The organism is Rhizobium sp. ERR 942 (assembly GCF_007828395.1).
Taxonomy (GTDB): domain Bacteria; phylum Pseudomonadota; class Alphaproteobacteria; order Rhizobiales; family Rhizobiaceae; genus Rhizobium; species Rhizobium dioscoreae.
Map to the genome: position 1 here is coordinate 317,876 of NZ_VIUA01000001.1, position 18,600 is coordinate 336,475.

Consider the following 18,600-nt stretch of genomic DNA (forward strand, 5'->3'; position numbering starts at 1 on the left):
GGCTTTATGTCCGCTTTCGATCCGGTTCGCAGCTTTCGCAAGCTTGCCTATAACAGCGCATTGGCGAATGTCCGACTGCATCGTGCCTGTGCGGCCCTGCGGCCCGGCGAATTTGAGGCCAAGCGCGTGAGCTTCTTTCCGTCGATCAAGGCAACCCTCAATCATATTCTGACGGTGGACTGGTTCTATGTCGATGCGCTGGAAGGCGGGACTCTGGGCCTCAAAGCTTTTGACATCGAGGAGCCCTATGATCGGCTGGACGAGCTGAGCCAGGAACAGGCCGATGTCGATCGCAGGCTGGTCGCGTTCTGCGAGGCGCTGACGCCGGAGACTGCGATGCGGATCATCGATATCCAACGCGACGGCCGCATCCAGCGCGAGAGGGCGGACGATGTGCTGAACCATCTGTTCCAGCATCAGACGCATCATCGCGGTCAGGTGCATGCGATGCTCGCTGGAACCAGCGTCGCGCCGCCGCAGCTCGACGAGTTCATCGTTTCAGACGATGCGCGCTTCAGGGGCGATGAATTGGCAGCGCTTGGTTGGGACGAAACGAAGCTGATGCGCTGAGATCGACTTGTGGCGACATCGTCTTCGCCAGCGTTTCGATCGTCGGCTGTAGCAACGCCTTTCCGCCGCCCTTCCATCCGAGCGCGCGGATCTTCGACGTATTCATGGCATTGGCTTCGTATGCTGTAGGCGCTGGCAGCGCGTGCGGACAGCCGGTTGCGCTTTGAAGATACCCCAGGATTTCGCGCGTGTCGGTGAGTATATCGGAGAGATTGAAGGCTTGGCCGTCAATGCGGGCAGCTTCCGTCTCCAGCAAAAGACGGATAGCGCGGCCTAGATCGCGGCCATGAACCTCGGTTCCAGAGCGCGCGGGAACCGGCCTGCCGCTCAGATAGTCGTCGAACAACGCGCCCCATTTGTTCGGTCGCAGGTCGCCATAGACGCCTGTCGCTCTCAGGCTCGTGGTCGCAAAGCCAGGCGTGGACAGAGAAAAAAGTGCGTGTTCAGCGTCGCGCTTCACCTCACCGTAGAGCGTGTTTGGCATCGGCTTGATCGCCTCGGTCAGCTCCTCTCCGGAAATCCCGTCTCCATAGACAGCACGGGAGGAGAGAAAGATGCAGCGACGAATGCCGGCCTTCCGCGCCGTCTCGAACAACTTAACCGTCCCATTGAGATTGAGCCGGCGAAAGCCTTCCGGATCTTCCCCTTCGCCACCGCGATATTTACCGGCGACATGGCTAAAGGCGGCGTGCACAAAAAAATAGGCATCGTCGAAAGCGCTGCTCTGATTTCCCGTCGGATCAAGGCTTAAGGGGACAAAAGAGACAGGCTGCGAAAAGAGGCCCGAGGGAGGCGGATTGCGCCCGCCGATCGCAACCTTGTATCCGGCTGATAGCAGCTCTTCGGCGATGTATCGGCCGACGAGGCCTGTTCCGCCCGAGATGAGGACCTTCATGCCGCGGCCTGCGGATTTGTAAGTGTGGCGATATCGGGCAGGTTCCGGCCGGTATGGAAGCTATGCCACAGCTCGATCAGCGGTCTCAGCTGTTCGGCTTTGGGATGGTTTTCCTCCCAGGGCTTTTCATATTGATAGTGCAGGATCGAGACGCTGTTCCAGTTCCAGAGGTCAGGCATGCTGAACCAGACATATTGCAGCATGTTCATGAAGATTGGCAGTCCGTGCCAATCCGGGAAGAAGGCTTCGAGGAAGGTCTGATCCGTGCGGCGCCAGAAGACGTCGGGGCGATCGAGCCGTTCCAGCATGTGCCGAAAGGTCGCAAGCGACGGCTTGGCGACGAAGACGCCGGAATTCAACCGATGGAAATCCGCAAGGCTTTCGTAGACATTCGGTGCTGCCGAAAATTCCGGATAGTCGAAGAGCCTATCGACATTGCGCAGCACCAGCGCGTCTGCATCGATGAAGACACAGGTGTCGTATTCGATCAGCTGCCAGAGCCGCAGTTTGCAGAAATTGTCGAGCGGCGTGTGGAAGGAAGGCTTGCGACCTTTGGTAAAGGGAGCCGCGGTGTGCAGATTGCCGCGGGCATGCCGCTCGTTGAAGGCTTCCGACAAGGGAAGATGCTCGACTTCCACCAGCCGGCAGTCGAATGCTGCCAATGGGGCGAGGTCGTTTTCGCCAACCCCTTCAGTATGCAGCACGACGATATCGGCCTTGGTGCCGCTGTGGACGATCGAGCGCGCCAGCGCAACGGCACCCATGGCATAATCAGCATTCGTGACGAGCGTCACAAACGCCTGGCCGGCGCGGGGCCGGGTTTGCGGGCGCAATCCCTGCAGCATTTCGCTACCCGGCATCATGACACGGATTTCAACCTCTTGCCCTCGGGATCATGGTTGACCGTCGCGGCGAGATCCTTGGTCCAGGCGGAGATGGCCGGGACGCGCGAGCGGTCGACGCGATAGGCATATTTCCTGGCGACATCGACGATTTCGCCGAGAAGACCCGCCTCGAGTGTAATCGGCGCCAGGCCGAGATCGAGGAATTTGTCGTTCTTGACGATCAGCTCGTTCTCCGGAGCCTCCTTGCGCGGATTGGGTAGGCGCACGATTTCCGCGCCGCTCATCTTGGCGATCATCTCGGCGAGATCGCGCACGCGATGCGTTTCCGTCATCTGGTTGAAGATTTCCACGCGGGCGCCGCGGGCCGGCGGGTTCTTTAGCGCCAGTTCGATGCAACGCACCGAGTCCTGGATATGGATGAAGGCGCGGGTCTGGCCGCCGGTGCCGTGTACGGTCAAGGGATAGCCGATCGCCGCCTGGATGAGGAAGCGGTTGAGCACGGTGCCATAGTCGCCGTCATAGTCGAAACGGTTGATCAATTGTTCGTGACGGCGCGTCTGTTCCGTGTGCGTGCCCCAGACGATGCCCTGATGCAGGTCGGTAATCCTCAGCCCGTCATTCTTGGCATAAAACTGAAACAGCAGCTGATCGAGGCACTTCGTCATGTGGTAGATCGAGCCAGGATTGGCCGGATAGAGGATCTCCTGGCTGACGGTGCGGCCATCGGTCGTCTCGATGCCGACGGGTAGATAGCCTTCGGGGATAGCGGCGCCGATCGTCGAATAGCCATAGACGCCCATCGTGCCGAGATGCACGAGATGCGCGTCGAGATTGAGGTCCACCAGCGCGTTCAGAAGGTTATGGGTGGCGTTGACGTTGTTGTTGACCGTGTAGTTCTTGTGGCGGTCGCTCTTCATCGAGTAGGGGGCGGCGCGCTGCTCGGCGAAATGTACGACCGCGTCGGGGCGATGCTCGGCCAGCCACTTCTTCAGGAGCTCATAGTCCTTGGCCAAATCGATCAGGTGGAAATGGATCCGGCGGCCAGTTTCGGCGTGCCATATGCGGGTGCGTTCCTGAATCGAATCCATCGGCGTCAGCGACTGGACACCCAGCTCGGTATCGATCCATCGGCGGGAAAGATTGTCGAGGATATGGATCTCATGACCGGCGTCGGAGAGGTGAAGAGAGGTTGGCCAACCGATGAATCCGTCACCGCCCATAACCGCAATTTTCATAGGATCTTCCTTCTATGCCGATCCGCTAGCCGGTGCGTTCCGGATAGTCGGAGTTTATGACAATTGTTCAAAGCTTGCTTGATGGCAGAACTTCGGCCAAAGAGGTGCCGGACATTCAAGGAGATGCGGCAACGATGAACAGCCCCTTTCTGATTGCTGGGGAACTGGAAGCCGGAAGCCACCGGCTAGTGCAGCGAGTCTACTATGAGGATACGGATTTTTCCGGGCTCGTCTATCACGCGCGCTACCTTCATTTCCTCGAGCGGGGACGCACGGATTATCTGCGTTGTCTCGGCGTGGAACAGCGTGAACTCCTGAATGCCGACGAGGAGGGGCTGGTTTTCGTCGTCCATCGCATGGAGATCGATTTCAAGGGGCCGGCGCGCATGGATGACGTGCTGACGATCCGGACCGTCACCGAAAAGGCTGGCGGCGCCAAGATGGTACTGTCCCAGGAGATCCGGCGCGACGATATGCTGCTGATAGCAGCCAAGGTCATCATCGCTGTCATCAACGCCAAGGGGCGCCCGCGCCGGCTGCCGGAAAAGCTGGCGGCACAGATGCTGACCGCATCGGAAAGTGCCGGTTGAACTCAAGTTCTCCTCGATCGGTGACGACGGTCTCGTCGAGGGCCGACGGTGATTGGCAACTGGCAGCTTGCAATAACTTGAGTTTTATGTGAAGGAATTCGCCGCGCAAGATTTGTCTGCGTTTGCCGCCGGTTTCGTCCGGTCAGTTCTTCCCTGGAGCTAGAATAACCTTCGCCGCCGTTAAATCCTTCATGTTTCGACGCTAACATTCTTTTAACCATAATAGTGTCTTACTGGTTATGTCGGAGTTTGTGCGGTGCACGCCTTCCTTTGACCAAATTTGACGGCAAGAAGGCAGTTGTAAGCTTGGAAGGCTTGACCAGGGCGTTCAGCGGCGGCTGCCAAACAATTCTTGTGAGATCACTTTTAGCCGCCCGGTCTAGCGCCGGGCGTTTGGATTCGGGGATTTTGGATCAATGGAACAAGTAGCACTGGCAGCGGCCACCACACCGGACATCACCCTCTGGTCGCTCTTCATGCAGGCGGGCCTGGTGGTCAAGCTCGTTATGATCGGCCTGCTGGCAGCGTCCGTATGGACCTGGGCGATCGTCATCGACAAATATCTGAGCTACGCGCGGGCACGCCGGCAGTTCGATCATTTCGAGCAGGTCTTCTGGTCTGGCCAGTCGCTCGAAGAACTCTACCGCACGCTTTCGGAGCGCAACAATACGGGCCTCAGCGCCATCTTCGTCGCAGCGATGCGCGAATGGAAGAAATCCTTCGAGCGCGGCGCCCGCTCGCCGATCGGCCTGCAGATGCGTATCGACCGCGCCATGGACGTGACGCTGGCGCGTGAATCGGAACATCTCACGGCCCGTCTCGGGTCCCTTGCGACCATCGGCTCCGCCGGTCCGTTCATCGGTCTCTTCGGTACGGTCGTCGGTATCATGACCTCGTTCCAGGCGATTGCCGGTTCGAAGTCGACCAACCTTGCGGTTGTCGCGCCGGGTATTGCCGAAGCGCTGCTGGCAACAGCGATCGGCCTGGTCGCCGCTATCCCGGCTGTTATCGCCTACAACAAGTTCTCCGGCGATGCCGGCAAGCTTTCGGCGCGTATGGAAGGCTTTGCGGATGAATTCTCTGCCATCCTTTCGCGCCAGATCGATGAGAAGCTGCAGCCGCGCCAGGCTGCGCAGTAAGTCGCGGACAGAACCGGAGTAACTCACATGGCAATGTCTGTTGGAGGCAAGGGCGGCGGCGGTGGCCGCCGTGGCGGTCGTCGCGGCGGAGGCCGAGGTGGCCCGATCGCCGATATCAACGTAACGCCGCTGGTCGACGTCATGCTCGTGCTGCTGATCATCTTCATGGTAGCGGCGCCGATGATGACATCTGGCGTGCCGATCGACCTGCCGCAAACGCAGGCCGGCGCGCTGAACGCCCAGACCCAGCCCATCACCATTTCGATCAAGGCCGACGGTCAGGTCTTCCTGCAGGAGACGCAGATTAACGTGGCCGAGATCGCCGACAAGCTGAAGGCGATCGCGACGACTGGCTATAACGAGCGCATTTTCGTGCGTGGTGACGGCAAGGCGCCTTACGGCGTCATCGCTGATGTCATGTCGCGTATTCAGGAAGCCGGTTACAAGAATATCGGTCTGGTCACGCAGCAGATAACGGATCACTGACGAACCGACATGAAGCGCAGTCTTGCTACATCTGCTGTCATTCACATCCTGGTGCTGATCGGCGCCATGGTGACGCTGAGTGCGCCGGCGCCGTTGGAGACGCCGGAAAGCACGGCAATGGATGTCGATATCGTGCAGGCTGACCAGCTTCAGCAGGGCGAGAAGAAGGCACCGGTGACGGATCACGCCGCGCGCAAGCCGACGACCAAGCAGGATCAGGTCGCCAACGCCCAGAATACCGGCGAGAACAAAGTCGACATCAAGAACCCGGTCGTGCCGACGCAAAGGCCGGAGAGCGAGACTGCGGCCCTGGCGCCGAAGAAGGTGGATGCGCCCGTTCCGCAGGACGATCCGAAGCCGAACGACGTCAAGACGATCGAACAGAAGGATACCGAAGCCGCGCCCAAGGAAGTGGCCGCCATTCCGCAGCAGAAGCCGGATGTAGTGCCGACGCCGAAGCCCGATCCCACGCCGCCGACCCCGAAGGCCGACGCCACGCCGACCCCGCCGACGCCGCAGCCGACGGAACAAGCTGAAATTCAGCTGCCAAACAACGTTCCCGTGCCGGATGTGAAGCCGCAGCCGACGCCGCCGAAGGCTGCCGAGCCGAAGCCGGAAGTAAAGCCGACGCCGAAGCCGGACGTGAAGGTCGCCGACGCCAAGCCGACGGACAAGACGACGACGCAGAGCACAAGCAAGACCACCTCGGCAGACGACGGCAAGAAGGACGCCGACAAGAAGCGCCAGACGCCAAAGGCCTCCAGCAAGGGCCTTGACGATGGTCTCGCCGATCAGATCAACGATCTTCTCAACAACACCTCGTCGAAAGGCGGCGCGAAGCGCTCATCGCAGCAGGCTTCCGCAGGCGCCGATACCCAGGTCGCTTCGCTTGGCGGCAAGAAGTCGCTTGGCGCCGGAAAGCTCAGCCAGAGCCAGCAGGACGGTTTGCGCGATCTGATCCAGAAATACTGGAACCTCCCACCCGGCCTTGAAGGCGCTGGCGACGTGCGAATTAAGGTGCACTTCAAGCTCGATAAATCCGGACAGATCGTCGGTCAGCCGGAAGCCACGACGAATGGCGGACCGGCTTCGACACAAGGTGCCATGCAATCTGCCGCTGTACGCGCGGTTCTTCGCGCGCAATCGGAGTTCATGACGATTCTTCCGGCGGACAAATATGAGGATTGGCAGGAAGTCGTCGTCAACTTCAGCGCAGCGGATCTGGGGATGTGATGCGGGGAGTGCGGCTTTTGACGAACCACTGTCCCCGTCTCGGCATGAGCTTGCTTGCGGCTTTGGGGATGATGTTGGCTAGTTCCATGTCGGTGCAGGCTGCAAGCCCTACGCGGCAGCATGAAAATTCGACCAGGGACAGTATCCGCTACGCTGTCGCGAGAAACTGGAACGTCGCTCCCGGCCTGGAGGGTGTGAAGCATGTCCGCGTCCATGTGCATCTCAAGCTCAGCCGAAGCGGAGAAATCGTGGGCGAGCCAAAGGTTACCGCAACCGGCGGTCCCAAGGCGACACAGCAAGCCATCGCGGCAAGCGCAATGCGAGCCGTGCTCCGGGCTGCCCCGTTCAAGAATCTGCCAACAGATCACTATGACGACTGGAAAGAAGTCACCCTCAACTTCGAACCGGCTCTCTGACGAATTAATGCTGAAAGGCTTGATACATATGATCAGAAACTCCCTCGTTCGTCTCCTGCTGGTGCTAGCAGGCCTGATGGCTGTGGCATCCACTCCGGCCTATGCCGTGGTCGAGCTCAACATCAACAAGGGCAACGTCCAGCCCATGCCGATCGCTATCACCGACCTTCTGTCGAATGATACGCTCGGCCCGCAGATCTCGAGCGTGATCGCCGCCGACCTGCAGCGCTCCGGACTGTTCGCTCCGATCAACAAGCAGGCCTTCATCGAGAAGATCACCAATCCGGATTCGACCCCGCGCTTCCAGGACTGGACCTCGATCAACGCGCAGGCTCTCGTGACCGGCCGCGTCACGCAGGAAGGCGGCCGCCTTCGCGCCGAATTCCGCCTCTGGGATACGTTCGGCAACAGCCAGATGATCGGCCAGCAGTTCTTCGCCCAGCCGGATAACTGGCGCCGTGTCGCGCATATCATCGCCGATGCGATCTATCAGAAGATCACCGGCGAAAAGGGCTATTTCGATACCCGCGTCGTTTTCGTCGCCGAAAGCGGTCCGAAGACGGCCCGCAAGACGCAGCTCGGCATCATGGATCAGGACGGCGCCAATGTGCGCATGCTGACCGACGGCAGTGACCTCGTGCTGACGCCACGCTTCTCGCCGAACCGGCAGGAAGTGACCTACATGTCTTTCGCCAACCAGCAGCCGCGCGTCTATCTGCTGCAGCTGCAGACGGGCCAGCGCGAACTGGTCGGCAACTTCCCCGGCATGACCTTCTCGCCGCGCTTCTCGCCGGACGGGCAGCGCGTGATCATGAGTCTGCAGCAGGAAGGCAATGCCAATATCTACACGATGGACCTGCGCTCGCGCACCACGACACGCCTGACCTCGACGGCCGCGATCGATACCTCGCCGTCCTATTCGCCGGATGGCACGCAGGTTGCCTTCGAAAGCGACCGCGGTGGACAGCCGCAGATCTATGTCATGAATGCCGATGGCTCCAACCAGCGCCGCATCTCGTTTGGTAACGGCTCCTACTCCACGCCGGTTTGGTCGCCGCGCGGCGATCTCATCGCCTTCACCAAGCGTGCCGGCGGCAACTTTTCCATCGGCGTCATGAAACCAGACGGTTCCGGTGAGCGAATCCTGACCTCCGGCTCCTACAGCGAGGGACCGACCTGGGCGCCAAACGGCCGCGTCATCATGTTCTTCCGCGCGCCGTCCGGCGCAAGCGGGCCGCAAATTTATTCGATCGACCTGACCGGTTATAACGAACAGAAGATCCCGACGCCGGGCTTCGCTTCTGACCCGGCATGGTCGCCGCTTCTCGAGTAATGAAGGGCTCGCCACTTTATCGCCGCAAAGTCCTGTGACTGGACCGTTTGGCGACAATTTTAGGACATCATTAACCATACTTGTTGGAATCGGATTAACCGAACCCGGTTACAGTCTGGCAACCCTGATAGAGACTTATAGGAGAGACCGGCCATGAGCCGTACCGCAACCCAGGCCGTCGGCCACATGCAAAACCTCGCACGCAACCCGATCATGATCGCGCTTTTCGTCGGCCTTTCTCTGGCTGGCTGCGCTTCCAAGAAGGGTCTGCCGAACGATGCCAACGGTCTTGGCCTGAACGGTGCCGGCAATGCTACTCCGGGCTCGCCGCAGGACTTCACGGTCAATGTCGGCGACCGCGTTTTCTTCGTTGTTGATAGCTCCTCCATCAGCTCCGAAGCTGCCCAGACGCTCGATCGTCAGGCCCAGTGGCTCGCCCGTTATCCGAACTACTCCATCACGGTCGAAGGTCATGCCGACGAGACCGGCACGCGCGAGTACAATCTTGCTCTTGGCGCACGTCGCGCAGCAGCTGCGAAAAACTACCTCGCTTCGCGCGGTGTTCCCGCGAACCGCATGAAGACGATTTCCTACGGCAAGGAGCGCCCGGTCGCTACTTGCGACAACGAATCCTGCTGGTCGCAGAATCGCCGCGCTGTCACCGTGCTCAACGGCGCCGGCTCCTGATAGGCGAAGAAAGACCGATCGAAATGCAAAAGGCGGCCTCCTGGCCGCCTTTACTTTTTTGACCACACTTTGGCCGAACTCCGTTGCTTTTTGAGAGCAATTGTAAAAATCTCCTGTTCGAGCCCTCCGGCCCGAAGAATCAATAGGACAGGAAGATCCATATGAAAAAACTTGTCGTGGCGAGCATGCTTTGTCTCGCTGCCGTCGTGGGCAGCGAACGCGATGCTTCTGCCTTGTCGTTGTTCGGAATCCATCTCGGGGGCCGCGAGGCTTCCGCGCAATCGGCTTCCGGCAATTCCCAAAGACAAGCACAATACGGCCAGGCGCCGGTCATCAACGTTCAAAACAGCGATGCCGAAGTTCGCCTGCAGCAGCTTGAGGACCAGATGCGCCAGCTGAATGGCCGTGTCGAGGAAATGAGCTATCAGCTGTTGCAGATGCAGGAAACAATCCGCAAGGCGCAGGAAGACAATGAATTCCGCTTCCAGCAGCTTGAAAAGCGCGGCGGCGGTGCTGCGCCGGCTGCCGGTGGGACGATGAAGAAGAGCGAGGCCGATGTGCCTGCCCAGAGCGGTGGCCAGCAGGACGATATTGCCGGCGTCATTACCGATTCGCAGAACGGCAATGCCGCGCCGCGCGGCGCCGGCGGTGGCAAGCCGCCGAGCCAGCTTGGCTCTATCCAGTTCGACCAGAGCGGCGATCAGATCGGTTCCTCGATGACGGGGGCCAACAATGGTTCGGGCGCGCCGCCAAGCGCGGGCTCCGGCTCGCAGACGGCTTCGCTCGGCAGCGAGAACGACCAATACAAGGCTGCCTACGGTCATGTCCTGTCCGGCGACTATAGCGTCGCCGAACAGGAGTTCCGTCAGTATCTCGACAGCTACCCGAGCAGCTCCCGGGCTGCGGATGCGAATTTCTGGCTCGGCGAAGCGCTTTATTCGCAAGGCAAGTATAACGAGGCCGCCAAGACTTTTCTGAATGCGCATCAGAAATATAGCACCTCCGAAAAGGCGCCCGAAATGCTGCTGAAGCTCGGCATGTCGCTTGCGGCGCTCGACAACAAGGACACGGCCTGCGCCACGCTTCGCGAAGTGACCAAGCGTTATCCCAAGGCCTCCAAGGCTGTGACCGGCAAGGTTGCCAGCGAAGAGAAGCGGCTTGCCTGCTGATTGCCATGCCCATTGACGCTGTGACCAGCGGTGCCACAGTCCTGATGCCCGAAGCCGCCGCGACGGAATTTCTTCATTCTCTTTCGAAGCCTGCTCATGTTCTGGTCGCCGTTTCCGGCGGCAGTGATTCCACCGGGCTTCTGATTGCCCTTGCCGAGCGGCTGAAATCTCATCCTCACAAAGATATTACTCTGAGCGCTGCGACCATCGATCATGGTCTGCGCGCCGCAGCAGCAGATGAGGCGCGCGAGGTCGCGGCATTCTGTGCTTCGCGCGGCATTCCGCATTTCGTCCGCCGCTGGGAGGGGGAAAAGCCCGAGACCGGCATCATGGCGGCTGCGCGTGAAGCGCGCTACGGATTGCTCGCAGACCTGGCCTCCGATATTTCGGCCAATGTGATCGTAACAGCCCATACGCTTGATGATCAGCGCGAGACGATGGCGATGCGCAGCGCGCGCCGCGGGCAGGGCGGTCATGGCACAGGCATTGCTGATGCGGTCTTGTTCGATCGGCGCATCTGGATCGTCAGGCCGTTTCTCGCCTGTCGGCGGGCGGATATCAGGACCTTTCTCGGGAGGCATGGCCTATCCTGGTTCGACGACCCAAGCAATGAGGATATAAAATACGAGCGTGTGCGTACGCGCAGAGATCTCCAAGCGGAGCCGATGGCAGGTGTGCCTGTGGATGGCGGCGCCGATCGCGCAGCTCTTTCCGAGAGAGCGGCTGCATGGCTCGATGATTGGGTCACAATTCACGCACAGGCGTCTTGTGTCATCGATCGAGCCGGACTTTCGGCGGATCGGGCAGCTGTCGCTTATGCGCTTTCCTATCTTGCCGCCGTCTTTGGCGGTAAGGCGTATGCGCCTGGACATGTGCAAATGGAGCGCGTTCTCGAATTTGTGAACAGTGCCAGCCCCGGTCGACGTACGGCCGGCGGCGTGGTGTTCGACCTCAGGCGCGATGGACTCTATCTTATGCGGGAAAGCCGCAATATCGCGCCGCTGAGGCTGTTGCCGGGCGCGAAAGGCATTTGGGACGGTCGTTTCGAGATCAGTAATTCGGGCAAGGCCCCGGCTCGGATCGTCGCAGCAGGCACGGAAAATATGATGATTTTTCCAGCGACTATCCCGAAGGGCGTGGTGCTGCGCGCCCGGGCGGCGATGCCGCTCGCGGCGACGGAAGGGGAGGCAAAGGCGGCAGCGGTGACGGTTGTGCCCTATCTTGCGCCCTTCGACCGCTTTTTGACACGATTTGACCTCACATTCGCCAATCGCCTTTCTGCGGCTTTTGGCCGCGAAGCCTATATGCGGCTGCCGCTTTCGGTCCTATAGACGGAAAAAACATGCGGCGATGCGGTTTGCCTTGGCAAGGGCTTGGCGCAACCCTATGTTAGGGATCAAGTAATGCCGTCGCTCAAGCGGCGGAAGTTTCAGTGCTGGGGAGTTCGATGAACCCTAATTTTCGTAATTTCGCTCTGTGGGCAATCATAGCTCTGCTGTTGATTGCCCTGTTCAGCATGTTTCAGAACGCGCCGGCACAAACAGGCTCCAGGGAAATACCGTATTCGCAGTTCCTCCGGGAAGTTGATTCCGGTCGTGTTCGTGACGTGACCGTCACGGGCAACCGCGTTGTCGGCAGCTATGTCGAAAACGGCACGCCCTTCCAGACCTATGCTCCGGTCGTGGATGACAGCCTGCTTGAACGCCTGCAAAGCAAGAACGTCAACATCGTCGGCCGTCCGGAATCGGATGGCTCCTCGAGCTTCCTGAGCTATCTCGGCACGCTGCTGCCGATGCTCCTGATCCTCGGCGTCTGGCTGTTCTTCATGCGGCAGATGCAGGGCGGCTCGCGCGGCGCCATGGGCTTTGGCAAGTCGAAGGCAAAGCTTCTGACGGAGGCGCATGGCCGCGTCACCTTCGATGACGTCGCCGGTGTCGACGAAGCCAAGCAGGATCTGGAAGAAATCGTCGAATTCCTGCGCGATCCGCAGAAGTTCCAGCGCCTCGGCGGTCGTATCCCGCGCGGCGTTCTGCTCGTCGGGCCTCCCGGTACCGGTAAGACGCTTCTGGCGCGCGCCATCGCCGGCGAAGCCAATGTGCCGTTCTTCACCATTTCCGGTTCCGACTTCGTCGAAATGTTCGTCGGCGTCGGTGCAAGCCGTGTCCGTGACATGTTTGAGCAGGCCAAGAAGAATGCGCCTTGCATCATCTTCATTGACGAAATCGATGCCGTCGGCCGTCATCGTGGTGCCGGTCTCGGCGGTGGCAACGACGAACGCGAACAAACGCTCAACCAGCTGCTGGTCGAGATGGACGGCTTCGAAGCCAATGAAGGCATCATCCTGATCGCCGCGACCAACCGTCCCGACGTTCTCGACCCCGCGCTGCTGCGTCCAGGCCGTTTCGACCGTCAGGTTGTGGTGCCGAACCCGGATATCGTCGGCCGCGAGCGCATCCTCAAGGTTCATGCCCGCAACGTGCCGCTGGCTCCGAATGTCGATCTCAAGACGCTCGCCCGCGGTACGCCCGGTTTCTCCGGTGCGGATCTGATGAACCTCGTCAACGAAGCCGCTCTTATGGCCGCCCGCCGCAACAAGCGACTGGTGACGATGCAGGAATTCGAAGACGCCAAGGACAAGATTATGATGGGCGCCGAGCGTCGCTCTTCGGCCATGACCGAGGCGGAAAAGAAGCTCACCGCCTATCACGAAGCCGGTCACGCGATTACGGCGCTCAATGTCGCTGTCGCAGATCCGCTGCACAAGGCGACGATCATTCCGCGCGGCCGTGCGCTTGGCATGGTCATGCAGCTCCCCGAGGGCGACCGCTACTCGATGAGCTACAAGTGGATGGTGTCGCGCCTCTGCATCATGATGGGCGGCCGCGTTGCCGAGGAGCTGACCTTCGGCAAGGAGAACATCACCTCCGGCGCATCCTCCGATATCGAGCAGGCGACCAAGCTTGCCCGTGCGATGGTCACGCAGTGGGGTTTCTCCGACGAGCTCGGCCAGGTCGCCTATGGCGAGAACCAGCAGGAAGTCTTCCTCGGCCACTCCGTTTCGCAATCCAAGAACGTTTCGGAAGCAACGGCTCAGAAGATCGATAACGAGGTTCGCCGTCTGATCGACCAAGCCTATCAGCAGGCCAAGGATATCCTCACCTCCAAGCACGATGAGTTCGTCGCACTGGCGGAAGGCCTGCTCGAATATGAGACGTTGACGGGCGAGGAAATCAAGGCGCTGATCCGCGGCGAAAAGCCGGCGCGCGACCTCGGTGACGATACGCCGCCGAGCCGTGGTTCGGCCGTCCCGAAGACCGGCGCCAAGAAGGACGGTTCAGTCGGTGCCAAGGGCGATGAACCCGAAGGCGGTTTCGAACCACAGCCGCGCTAAAGGCGCGAGGCGTTCAATCTCGGTTGAGAGGCCAGCCACCTGTTTCAGGTGACTGGCCTTTTGTTTCGGAGAGGGCAGAAAGGCGTAACGCTTCCGATGTTGATCAGCCCTTGTGGCAACTGGCGGGTGGGGCAAAGTAATGCGGAGGCAGTAGGCTGTGAATTGGACTATTGTCGGTCTCGACCTGGTACGGTTTTTTAGTGCTTATTAATGGTAACGCGTTGTAATAGGCGTTCTCGGTAATTTAAGTGCCGAGTTTTACAATCTGTGGCATGAGCCACAAGCATCGATGTTTGCAGTGTCGCTTGCTTTGGGGCGGCGATATCGATGCCGCTGCAGTCCCGATGAGGACGCGGCAACGACAGGAGTGCATATGAAACGTCGTTATTTCGGAACTGACGGAATTCGCGGTCAATCCAATATCTATCCGATGACGCCGGATCTTGCCATGCGCGTAGGTATCGCTGCCGGCACGATCTTCCATCGAGGCAGCCATCGCCATCGCGTCGTTATCGGCAAGGATACGCGCCTTTCCGGCTATATGCTGGAAAATGCCATGGTGGCGGGATTTACCGCGGCCGGTGTCGATGCCTTCGTTCTCGGCCCTATCCCGACACCCGCTGTCGCCATGCTGACGCGCTCGCTGCGCGCCGATATCGGCGTGATGATCTCTGCCTCGCACAATCCCTACGAGGATAACGGCATCAAGCTTTTCGGGCCGGATGGTTACAAGCTCTCCGATGATCTGGAAATGAGAATCGAGGAGATGCTCGACAAGGACATGTCGGAGCATCTTGCCAAGTCGGAGAATATCGGTCGCGCCAAGCGTATCGATGGCGTGCATGACCGTTATATCGAACATGCCAAGCGCACGCTGCCGCGCGATGTGACGCTGCAGGGTCTGCGGATCGCCATCGACTGTGCCAACGGCGCCGCCTACAAGGTCGCTCCGGCCGCTCTTTGGGAGCTCGGCGCCGACGTCGTCACCATCGGCAATGAGCCGAATGGCACGAATATCAATCTGAACTGCGGCTCCACCAGCCCCGTTGCCCTGCAGAAAAAGGTGGACGAAGTCCGCGCCGATATCGGTATCGCGCTCGATGGGGATGCCGACCGTGTCATCATCGTCGATGAGACCGGCACGATCATCGACGGCGACCAGCTGATGGCCGTCATTGCCGAAAGCTGGGCCGAGAGCCAGACGCTGCGCGGCAATGGTATTGTCGCAACCGTGATGTCCAATCTCGGCCTCGAGCGCTTCCTGGACGATCGTGGCATGTCGCTTGCGCGCACGGCCGTCGGCGACCGCTATGTCGTCGAGCATATGCGCCAGCACAATTACAATGTCGGCGGCGAGCAGTCCGGCCACATCGTATTGTCCGACTATGGCACGACGGGCGACGGCCTCGTGGCTGCGCTGCAGATCCTTGCTGCGGTGAAGCGCACGGGCAAGCCGGTCAGTGAAGTCTGTCGCCGTTTCGAACCGGTACCGCAGCTGCTGCGCAATGTCCGCATTTCCGGCGGCAAGCCACTGGAGGACATTCAGGTGCGCCAGGCAATTGCCGATGCGGAAAGCGAGCTTTCCCGCAACGGCCGTCTGGTGATCCGCCCTTCCGGCACCGAGCCCCTGATCCGCGTCATGGCGGAAGGCGACGATCGCGGCCAGATCGAACGTATCGTCGGCGGACTGATCGACGTGATCTCGAGTGTGCGTTCGGCCGCTTGAGCAAACGAAAGAAGTAATTCCGGAATAATACTATGGCCGCCTCGTCGAGGCGGCCATAGTATTTTCAGTTTCGGCATGATGGTCAGCCTACTGGAACATTTCTCCGGGATAGGCGCCCCAAAGCTTGTCCTGCCTGACATAGCCTCTGGCGGAATGCTCCCGGACCGAAACACGACACCAGGTCCCAGTGCAGGATTGCAGCGAGACCAGTACGCGCGGCTGCAGCTCCGCGATTGCCTTGGCGGCGGGATTCGGATCGGTGCGCAGCATGGCATTCTTCGTCAGCCACGGGGCGACTACGGCCGTCCGTGTTCCGGAGAGCAGGGCGCTGTGCATCCAGCCGGTCACTCCGGTATCATCGCGCACCTGTCGCCAATGGCCATATTCGTCGATGATTTCCAAGGGAAGACCCGGCTTCATATAGATCCATTTCGTGGCATAGATCGTCGAAGGCCCGACGCGCATGCGCGCCTTATGAGCTCGGAGCGAAACGTAGCGCGGGATCGGCAAGCCCGTCTCGCGCCCTTTGTTCCAAGCAGTGGCCGTGGCTGCCGCCGGCTTGACCGGCATCGTGCCTGCCAGTGTGACGGAGCTCAAGAAGATAAGAGCAAGGCCCAGGCCGGCCCATATTGTTCGACGGTAAGTCAGCGACTTCCTCCTGAATTATCTCCCGGCCGAAGCACTGTAATGGTTTGTTTCTTGCCAATTGGTTTAGAGGGTCGGGCCTGGCTTTGTGCCCGGACGCTGTGTTCCTGTGAGGAAATAGAGGAAGCGGGTAATCGTATCCCATTCTCTTTATTTAAAAATCAATGTTCTCTAATATATAAAATAGAGTATAATTTCTGAATAAACAGGGTAAATATTCGTAGTTAATCAGGTTTTAACTCCTTTTCATCATTATCCCTGTCATGTCTTTTCAATTGGCAAGCATTTGCTGCGCCAAGGGCAAGAAATTTGGAGCCAAAGCCATGATGAAAACCCTGATAGGGGCACTTGCCACTTTGCTTGTTGGCACGTCGGCCTTTTCTGCTGATCTCTATACACCGGAACCGGTTCAGCCGGCGCCGGAAGTGACCGTCGCCCAATCCAGCGGCTGGTATCTGCGCGGCGATGTCGGCTATGCCTTCACGAACCTGCGCGGTGCCAACTACTTCCAGGGCTCCAATTCCAGCCTGGTCGATTTCGATCGTGCGAAGCTGGACGGCAATGTCACGCTCGGCGGCGGTGTCGGTTACCAGATCAACAACTACCTGCGCACGGACTTGACGCTCGACTATCTCTTCAAGTCCGACTTCAAGGGCTCCACGAAGGGCGATTGCGGCGCCTGCGGCCCGGGCTTTACTCCGACCGCGGCGACCTCTCGCGATCTCGCTTCGCTGACGGCCTATAGCTTGCTTGCCAACGCTTATGTCGATCTCGGTACTTACGGCATCTTCACCCCCTATGTCGGTGGCGGTCTCGGCGGCACCTATGTCAAGTGGAGCAATCTGAAGAACACGTCGTGCTCGGACGCCAACCCGGATTCCTGCGACGGGTCTGTGACGCATAATGGCCGCGGCAGCTGGCGCTTCACCTATGCGCTGATGGCCGGTACATCCATCGACCTGAGCTGCAATCTCAAGGCCGATGTTGGCTATCGCTACCGTCACGTTCAGGGCGGCGACATGTTCGGCTACAACGAGAATGGCGGTCCCGGCTACGACAAGGGTCTGAACCTGCACGAAGCCCGCATCGGTGCCCGCTACACCTTCGGCGGCTGCCAGACCGCAAGCTACATGCCGCCGGCCGATATCCCGGTTCAGCCGTCGGTCTACAAGTAAGCAATATCCAATCCACGTTATTAAAAAGCCGTCCGGTTTCTTCCGGGCGGCTTTTTCTTTTTCCCATTCCGTTAAGTAATTCCGCGCTGTTTTAAAGCTTCATTAACCATGAATTCCCTATGGTTAATGAAATGAGAATGGCCGCCTTCCTGCATCGGATCCTCTTTTTGAGGATATTGCGAGGAAGCACAGGCCAGCCGATTCGACGCGCGGGCGTCGGCCCGAGGATGGAAGGCGAGGGGTAATGATCCGTTTTGACGCTTTGGCGCTGGCCGCAGCGATGGCAGGCGCATCGGCGGGTATTGCCTTTGCGGCCGATGCAGCACCACCGGAAATCAAGATGCCGGAGGTCAGCGTCAAGGATGCCAGAGGATGGTATGTGCGCGGCGATGTGGGCTATGCGGTCAACGCCAGCCGCACGGATACGAGACTTCGTGCCTATGATCCTGCGGGTGGCGATTACAGTTCGAGCAGCTTTGATTCCACCCGGTTCGGCGGGGATTTCTCCGGCGGCCTTGGTATCGGCTATCAATTCAACGATCTGTTTCGCGCCGACGTGTCAGGCGATTTCTTCAGCGGTGATTTCAATGGCCGCATTTCGAGCGATTCGCCGTGTTCCGGCGGGTCCGGCGGCACGGGATGCTCCACAAAGGCCCGTTCCTCCTTCAGGGCCGGCAGCCTCATGGTCAACGGCTATGTCGATCTCGGGACGCTTGCGGGTTTCACGCCCTATGTCGGCGCCGGTCTTGGTGCCACGCGGGTTTCCTGGAACAGCGTCAATGTCACCGGCTCCTGTCTTGATGGCGCATCGGGTTGTGGCGGTGCTGCGTCGGTCAGTGCTCGATATCCTGGCGAAAGTGACTGGCGCATGACCTATGCCTTGATGGCGGGTGTCGCCTATGAAGTCGCGCCGAATGTGAAGGTCGATCTCGGCTATCGCTTCTCCCATATCGCCGGCGGTGACATGTTTGGCGATTCTGCGGCCAGCGCCACCACAGGCCGCGACGGGGCATTGTCGCGTCACGAAATTCGTGTCGGCCTGCGGATCACCACTTGGTAAGGCTC

18 protein-coding genes are annotated in these 18,600 nt (G+C 59.7%); 14 read left to right on the forward strand and 4 right to left on the reverse strand.

Translation table 11 applies throughout. The annotated features are described in order from the left end of the window. The first annotated feature begins 6 nt into the window (after window positions 1–6). A complete protein-coding gene (locus tag FBZ97_RS01525) occupies window positions 7–570 on the forward strand; it encodes a DinB family protein (protein WP_145316144.1) in 564 nt (187 codons plus the stop codon). On the opposite strand, the gene FBZ97_RS01530 is transcribed toward FBZ97_RS01525, so the two are convergent. Genes FBZ97_RS01530 through FBZ97_RS01540 form a run of 3 tightly spaced genes read right to left on the reverse strand, consistent with a single transcriptional unit; the run spans window position 515 to window position 3,545 of the window. Beyond that, window positions 515–1,465, reverse strand: coding sequence for an NAD(P)-dependent oxidoreductase (locus FBZ97_RS01530; RefSeq protein WP_145316146.1), 951 nt, complete (start codon window positions 1,463–1,465; stop codon window positions 515–517). The two genes, FBZ97_RS01525 and FBZ97_RS01530, sit on opposite strands and share 56 nt — an antisense overlap. Then, complete coding sequence (locus FBZ97_RS01535; protein WP_246661701.1) at window positions 1,462–2,325, reverse strand: glycosyltransferase; 864 nt, start codon at window positions 2,323–2,325, stop codon at window positions 1,462–1,464. The genes FBZ97_RS01530 and FBZ97_RS01535 overlap by 4 nt, the downstream gene beginning before the upstream one ends. Further along, window positions 2,325–3,545, reverse strand: a complete 1,221-nt coding sequence (locus FBZ97_RS01540) for an NAD-dependent epimerase/dehydratase family protein (RefSeq protein WP_145316148.1) — start codon at window positions 3,543–3,545, stop codon at window positions 2,325–2,327. The genes FBZ97_RS01535 and FBZ97_RS01540 overlap by 1 nt, the downstream gene beginning before the upstream one ends. A gap of 134 nt (window positions 3,546–3,679) precedes the next feature. Here FBZ97_RS01540 and ybgC point away from each other — a divergent pair, with 134 nt between their 5' ends. The 11 genes from ybgC to glmM all read left to right on the forward strand — a co-directional run bounded on the left by ybgC (window position 3,680) and on the right by glmM (window position 15,715). Further along, a complete protein-coding gene (gene ybgC, locus FBZ97_RS01545) occupies window positions 3,680–4,135 on the forward strand; it encodes a tol-pal system-associated acyl-CoA thioesterase (protein ID WP_069611881.1) in 456 nt (151 codons plus the stop codon). Window positions 4,136–4,551: 416 nt separating this feature from the next. Beyond that, window positions 4,552–5,274 carry a protein TolQ gene (tolQ, locus tag FBZ97_RS01550; RefSeq protein ID WP_145316150.1) on the forward strand — a complete coding sequence of 241 codons (723 nt, stop codon included), beginning with the start codon at window positions 4,552–4,554 and terminating at the stop codon, window positions 5,272–5,274. Window positions 5,275–5,301: 27 nt separating this feature from the next. After that, complete coding sequence (tolR, locus tag FBZ97_RS01555; protein ID WP_145316152.1) at window positions 5,302–5,760, forward strand: protein TolR; 459 nt, start codon at window positions 5,302–5,304, stop codon at window positions 5,758–5,760. 9 nt (window positions 5,761–5,769) lie between these two features. Continuing rightward, a complete protein-coding gene (locus tag FBZ97_RS01560; RefSeq protein ID WP_145316155.1) occupies window positions 5,770–6,993 on the forward strand; it encodes a hypothetical protein in 1,224 nt (407 codons plus the stop codon). A gap of 86 nt (window positions 6,994–7,079) precedes the next feature. Next, window positions 7,080–7,409, forward strand: a complete 330-nt coding sequence (locus FBZ97_RS01565) for a cell envelope integrity protein TolA (protein WP_145316157.1) — start codon at window positions 7,080–7,082, stop codon at window positions 7,407–7,409. Between the two features lie 28 nt (window positions 7,410–7,437). Continuing rightward, the gene (tolB, locus tag FBZ97_RS01570) at window positions 7,438–8,742 is read left to right on the forward strand and encodes a Tol-Pal system beta propeller repeat protein TolB (protein ID WP_069611824.1); all 1,305 of its coding nucleotides are present in this window, start codon (window positions 7,438–7,440) and stop codon (window positions 8,740–8,742) included. A 153-nt stretch (window positions 8,743–8,895) separates the two neighbouring features. Beyond that, a complete protein-coding gene (pal, locus tag FBZ97_RS01575; protein ID WP_069611823.1) occupies window positions 8,896–9,429 on the forward strand; it encodes a peptidoglycan-associated lipoprotein Pal in 534 nt (177 codons plus the stop codon). A 161-nt stretch (window positions 9,430–9,590) separates the two neighbouring features. Further along, window positions 9,591–10,598 carry a tol-pal system protein YbgF gene (ybgF, locus tag FBZ97_RS01580; protein ID WP_145316159.1) on the forward strand — a complete coding sequence of 336 codons (1,008 nt, stop codon included), beginning with the start codon at window positions 9,591–9,593 and terminating at the stop codon, window positions 10,596–10,598. Window positions 10,599–10,603: 5 nt separating this feature from the next. Then, a complete protein-coding gene (gene tilS, locus FBZ97_RS01585) occupies window positions 10,604–11,929 on the forward strand; it encodes a tRNA lysidine(34) synthetase TilS (protein ID WP_145316161.1) in 1,326 nt (441 codons plus the stop codon). Window positions 11,930–12,045: 116 nt separating this feature from the next. After that, on the forward strand, window positions 12,046–13,989 hold the full coding sequence (gene ftsH, locus FBZ97_RS01590; RefSeq protein ID WP_113330342.1) for an ATP-dependent zinc metalloprotease FtsH: 1,944 nt from the start codon (window positions 12,046–12,048) through the stop codon (window positions 13,987–13,989). A 373-nt stretch (window positions 13,990–14,362) separates the two neighbouring features. Next, window positions 14,363–15,715, forward strand: coding sequence for a phosphoglucosamine mutase (glmM, locus tag FBZ97_RS01595; protein WP_113330341.1), 1,353 nt, complete (start codon window positions 14,363–14,365; stop codon window positions 15,713–15,715). An 87-nt stretch (window positions 15,716–15,802) separates the two neighbouring features. On the opposite strand, the gene FBZ97_RS01600 is transcribed toward glmM, so the two are convergent. Beyond that, window positions 15,803–16,285, reverse strand: coding sequence for an SH3 domain-containing protein (locus tag FBZ97_RS01600; protein ID WP_233788675.1), 483 nt, complete (start codon window positions 16,283–16,285; stop codon window positions 15,803–15,805). 398 nt (window positions 16,286–16,683) lie between these two features. Between FBZ97_RS01600 and FBZ97_RS01605 the strand changes: the two genes are divergently transcribed. Together FBZ97_RS01605 and FBZ97_RS01610 are read left to right on the forward strand one after the other, a co-directional pair. After that, window positions 16,684–17,535: an outer membrane protein gene (locus FBZ97_RS01605; RefSeq protein WP_069611818.1), complete on the forward strand. Its 852-nt coding sequence runs from the start codon at window positions 16,684–16,686 to the stop codon at window positions 17,533–17,535. Between the two features lie 244 nt (window positions 17,536–17,779). Then, window positions 17,780–18,595, forward strand: a complete 816-nt coding sequence (locus FBZ97_RS01610; RefSeq protein WP_145316163.1) for an outer membrane protein — start codon at window positions 17,780–17,782, stop codon at window positions 18,593–18,595. Window positions 18,596–18,600 lie beyond the last annotated feature (5 nt).

Coding starts and splice junctions, on each gene's coding strand:
- tolR (WP_145316152.1), top strand. CDS start 5,302: ATGGCAATGTCTGTTGGAGGCAAGGGCGGCGGCGGTGGCCGCCGTGGC.
- tilS (WP_145316161.1), top strand. CDS start 10,604: ATGCCCATTGACGCTGTGACCAGCGGTGCCACAGTCCTGATGCCCGAA.
- pal (WP_069611823.1), top strand. CDS start 8,896: ATGAGCCGTACCGCAACCCAGGCCGTCGGCCACATGCAAAACCTCGCA.
- ybgC (WP_069611881.1), top strand. CDS start 3,680: ATGAACAGCCCCTTTCTGATTGCTGGGGAACTGGAAGCCGGAAGCCAC.
- ybgF (WP_145316159.1), top strand. CDS start 9,591: ATGAAAAAACTTGTCGTGGCGAGCATGCTTTGTCTCGCTGCCGTCGTG.
- FBZ97_RS01610 (WP_145316163.1), top strand. CDS start 17,780: ATGATCCGTTTTGACGCTTTGGCGCTGGCCGCAGCGATGGCAGGCGCA.
- tolQ (WP_145316150.1), top strand. CDS start 4,552: ATGGAACAAGTAGCACTGGCAGCGGCCACCACACCGGACATCACCCTC.
- FBZ97_RS01605 (WP_069611818.1), top strand. CDS start 16,684: ATGATGAAAACCCTGATAGGGGCACTTGCCACTTTGCTTGTTGGCACG.
- FBZ97_RS01535 (WP_246661701.1), bottom strand. CDS start 2,325: ATGCCGGGTAGCGAAATGCTGCAGGGATTGCGCCCGCAAACCCGGCCC.
- FBZ97_RS01560 (WP_145316155.1), top strand. CDS start 5,770: ATGAAGCGCAGTCTTGCTACATCTGCTGTCATTCACATCCTGGTGCTG.
- FBZ97_RS01530 (WP_145316146.1), bottom strand. CDS start 1,465: ATGAAGGTCCTCATCTCGGGCGGAACAGGCCTCGTCGGCCGATACATC.
- glmM (WP_113330341.1), top strand. CDS start 14,363: ATGAAACGTCGTTATTTCGGAACTGACGGAATTCGCGGTCAATCCAAT.
- FBZ97_RS01600 (WP_233788675.1), bottom strand. CDS start 16,285: ATGCCGGTCAAGCCGGCGGCAGCCACGGCCACTGCTTGGAACAAAGGG.
- FBZ97_RS01525 (WP_145316144.1), top strand. CDS start 7: ATGTCCGCTTTCGATCCGGTTCGCAGCTTTCGCAAGCTTGCCTATAAC.
- FBZ97_RS01540 (WP_145316148.1), bottom strand. CDS start 3,545: ATGAAAATTGCGGTTATGGGCGGTGACGGATTCATCGGTTGGCCAACC.
- FBZ97_RS01565 (WP_145316157.1), top strand. CDS start 7,080: ATGTCGGTGCAGGCTGCAAGCCCTACGCGGCAGCATGAAAATTCGACC.
- ftsH (WP_113330342.1), top strand. CDS start 12,046: ATGAACCCTAATTTTCGTAATTTCGCTCTGTGGGCAATCATAGCTCTG.
- tolB (WP_069611824.1), top strand. CDS start 7,438: ATGATCAGAAACTCCCTCGTTCGTCTCCTGCTGGTGCTAGCAGGCCTG.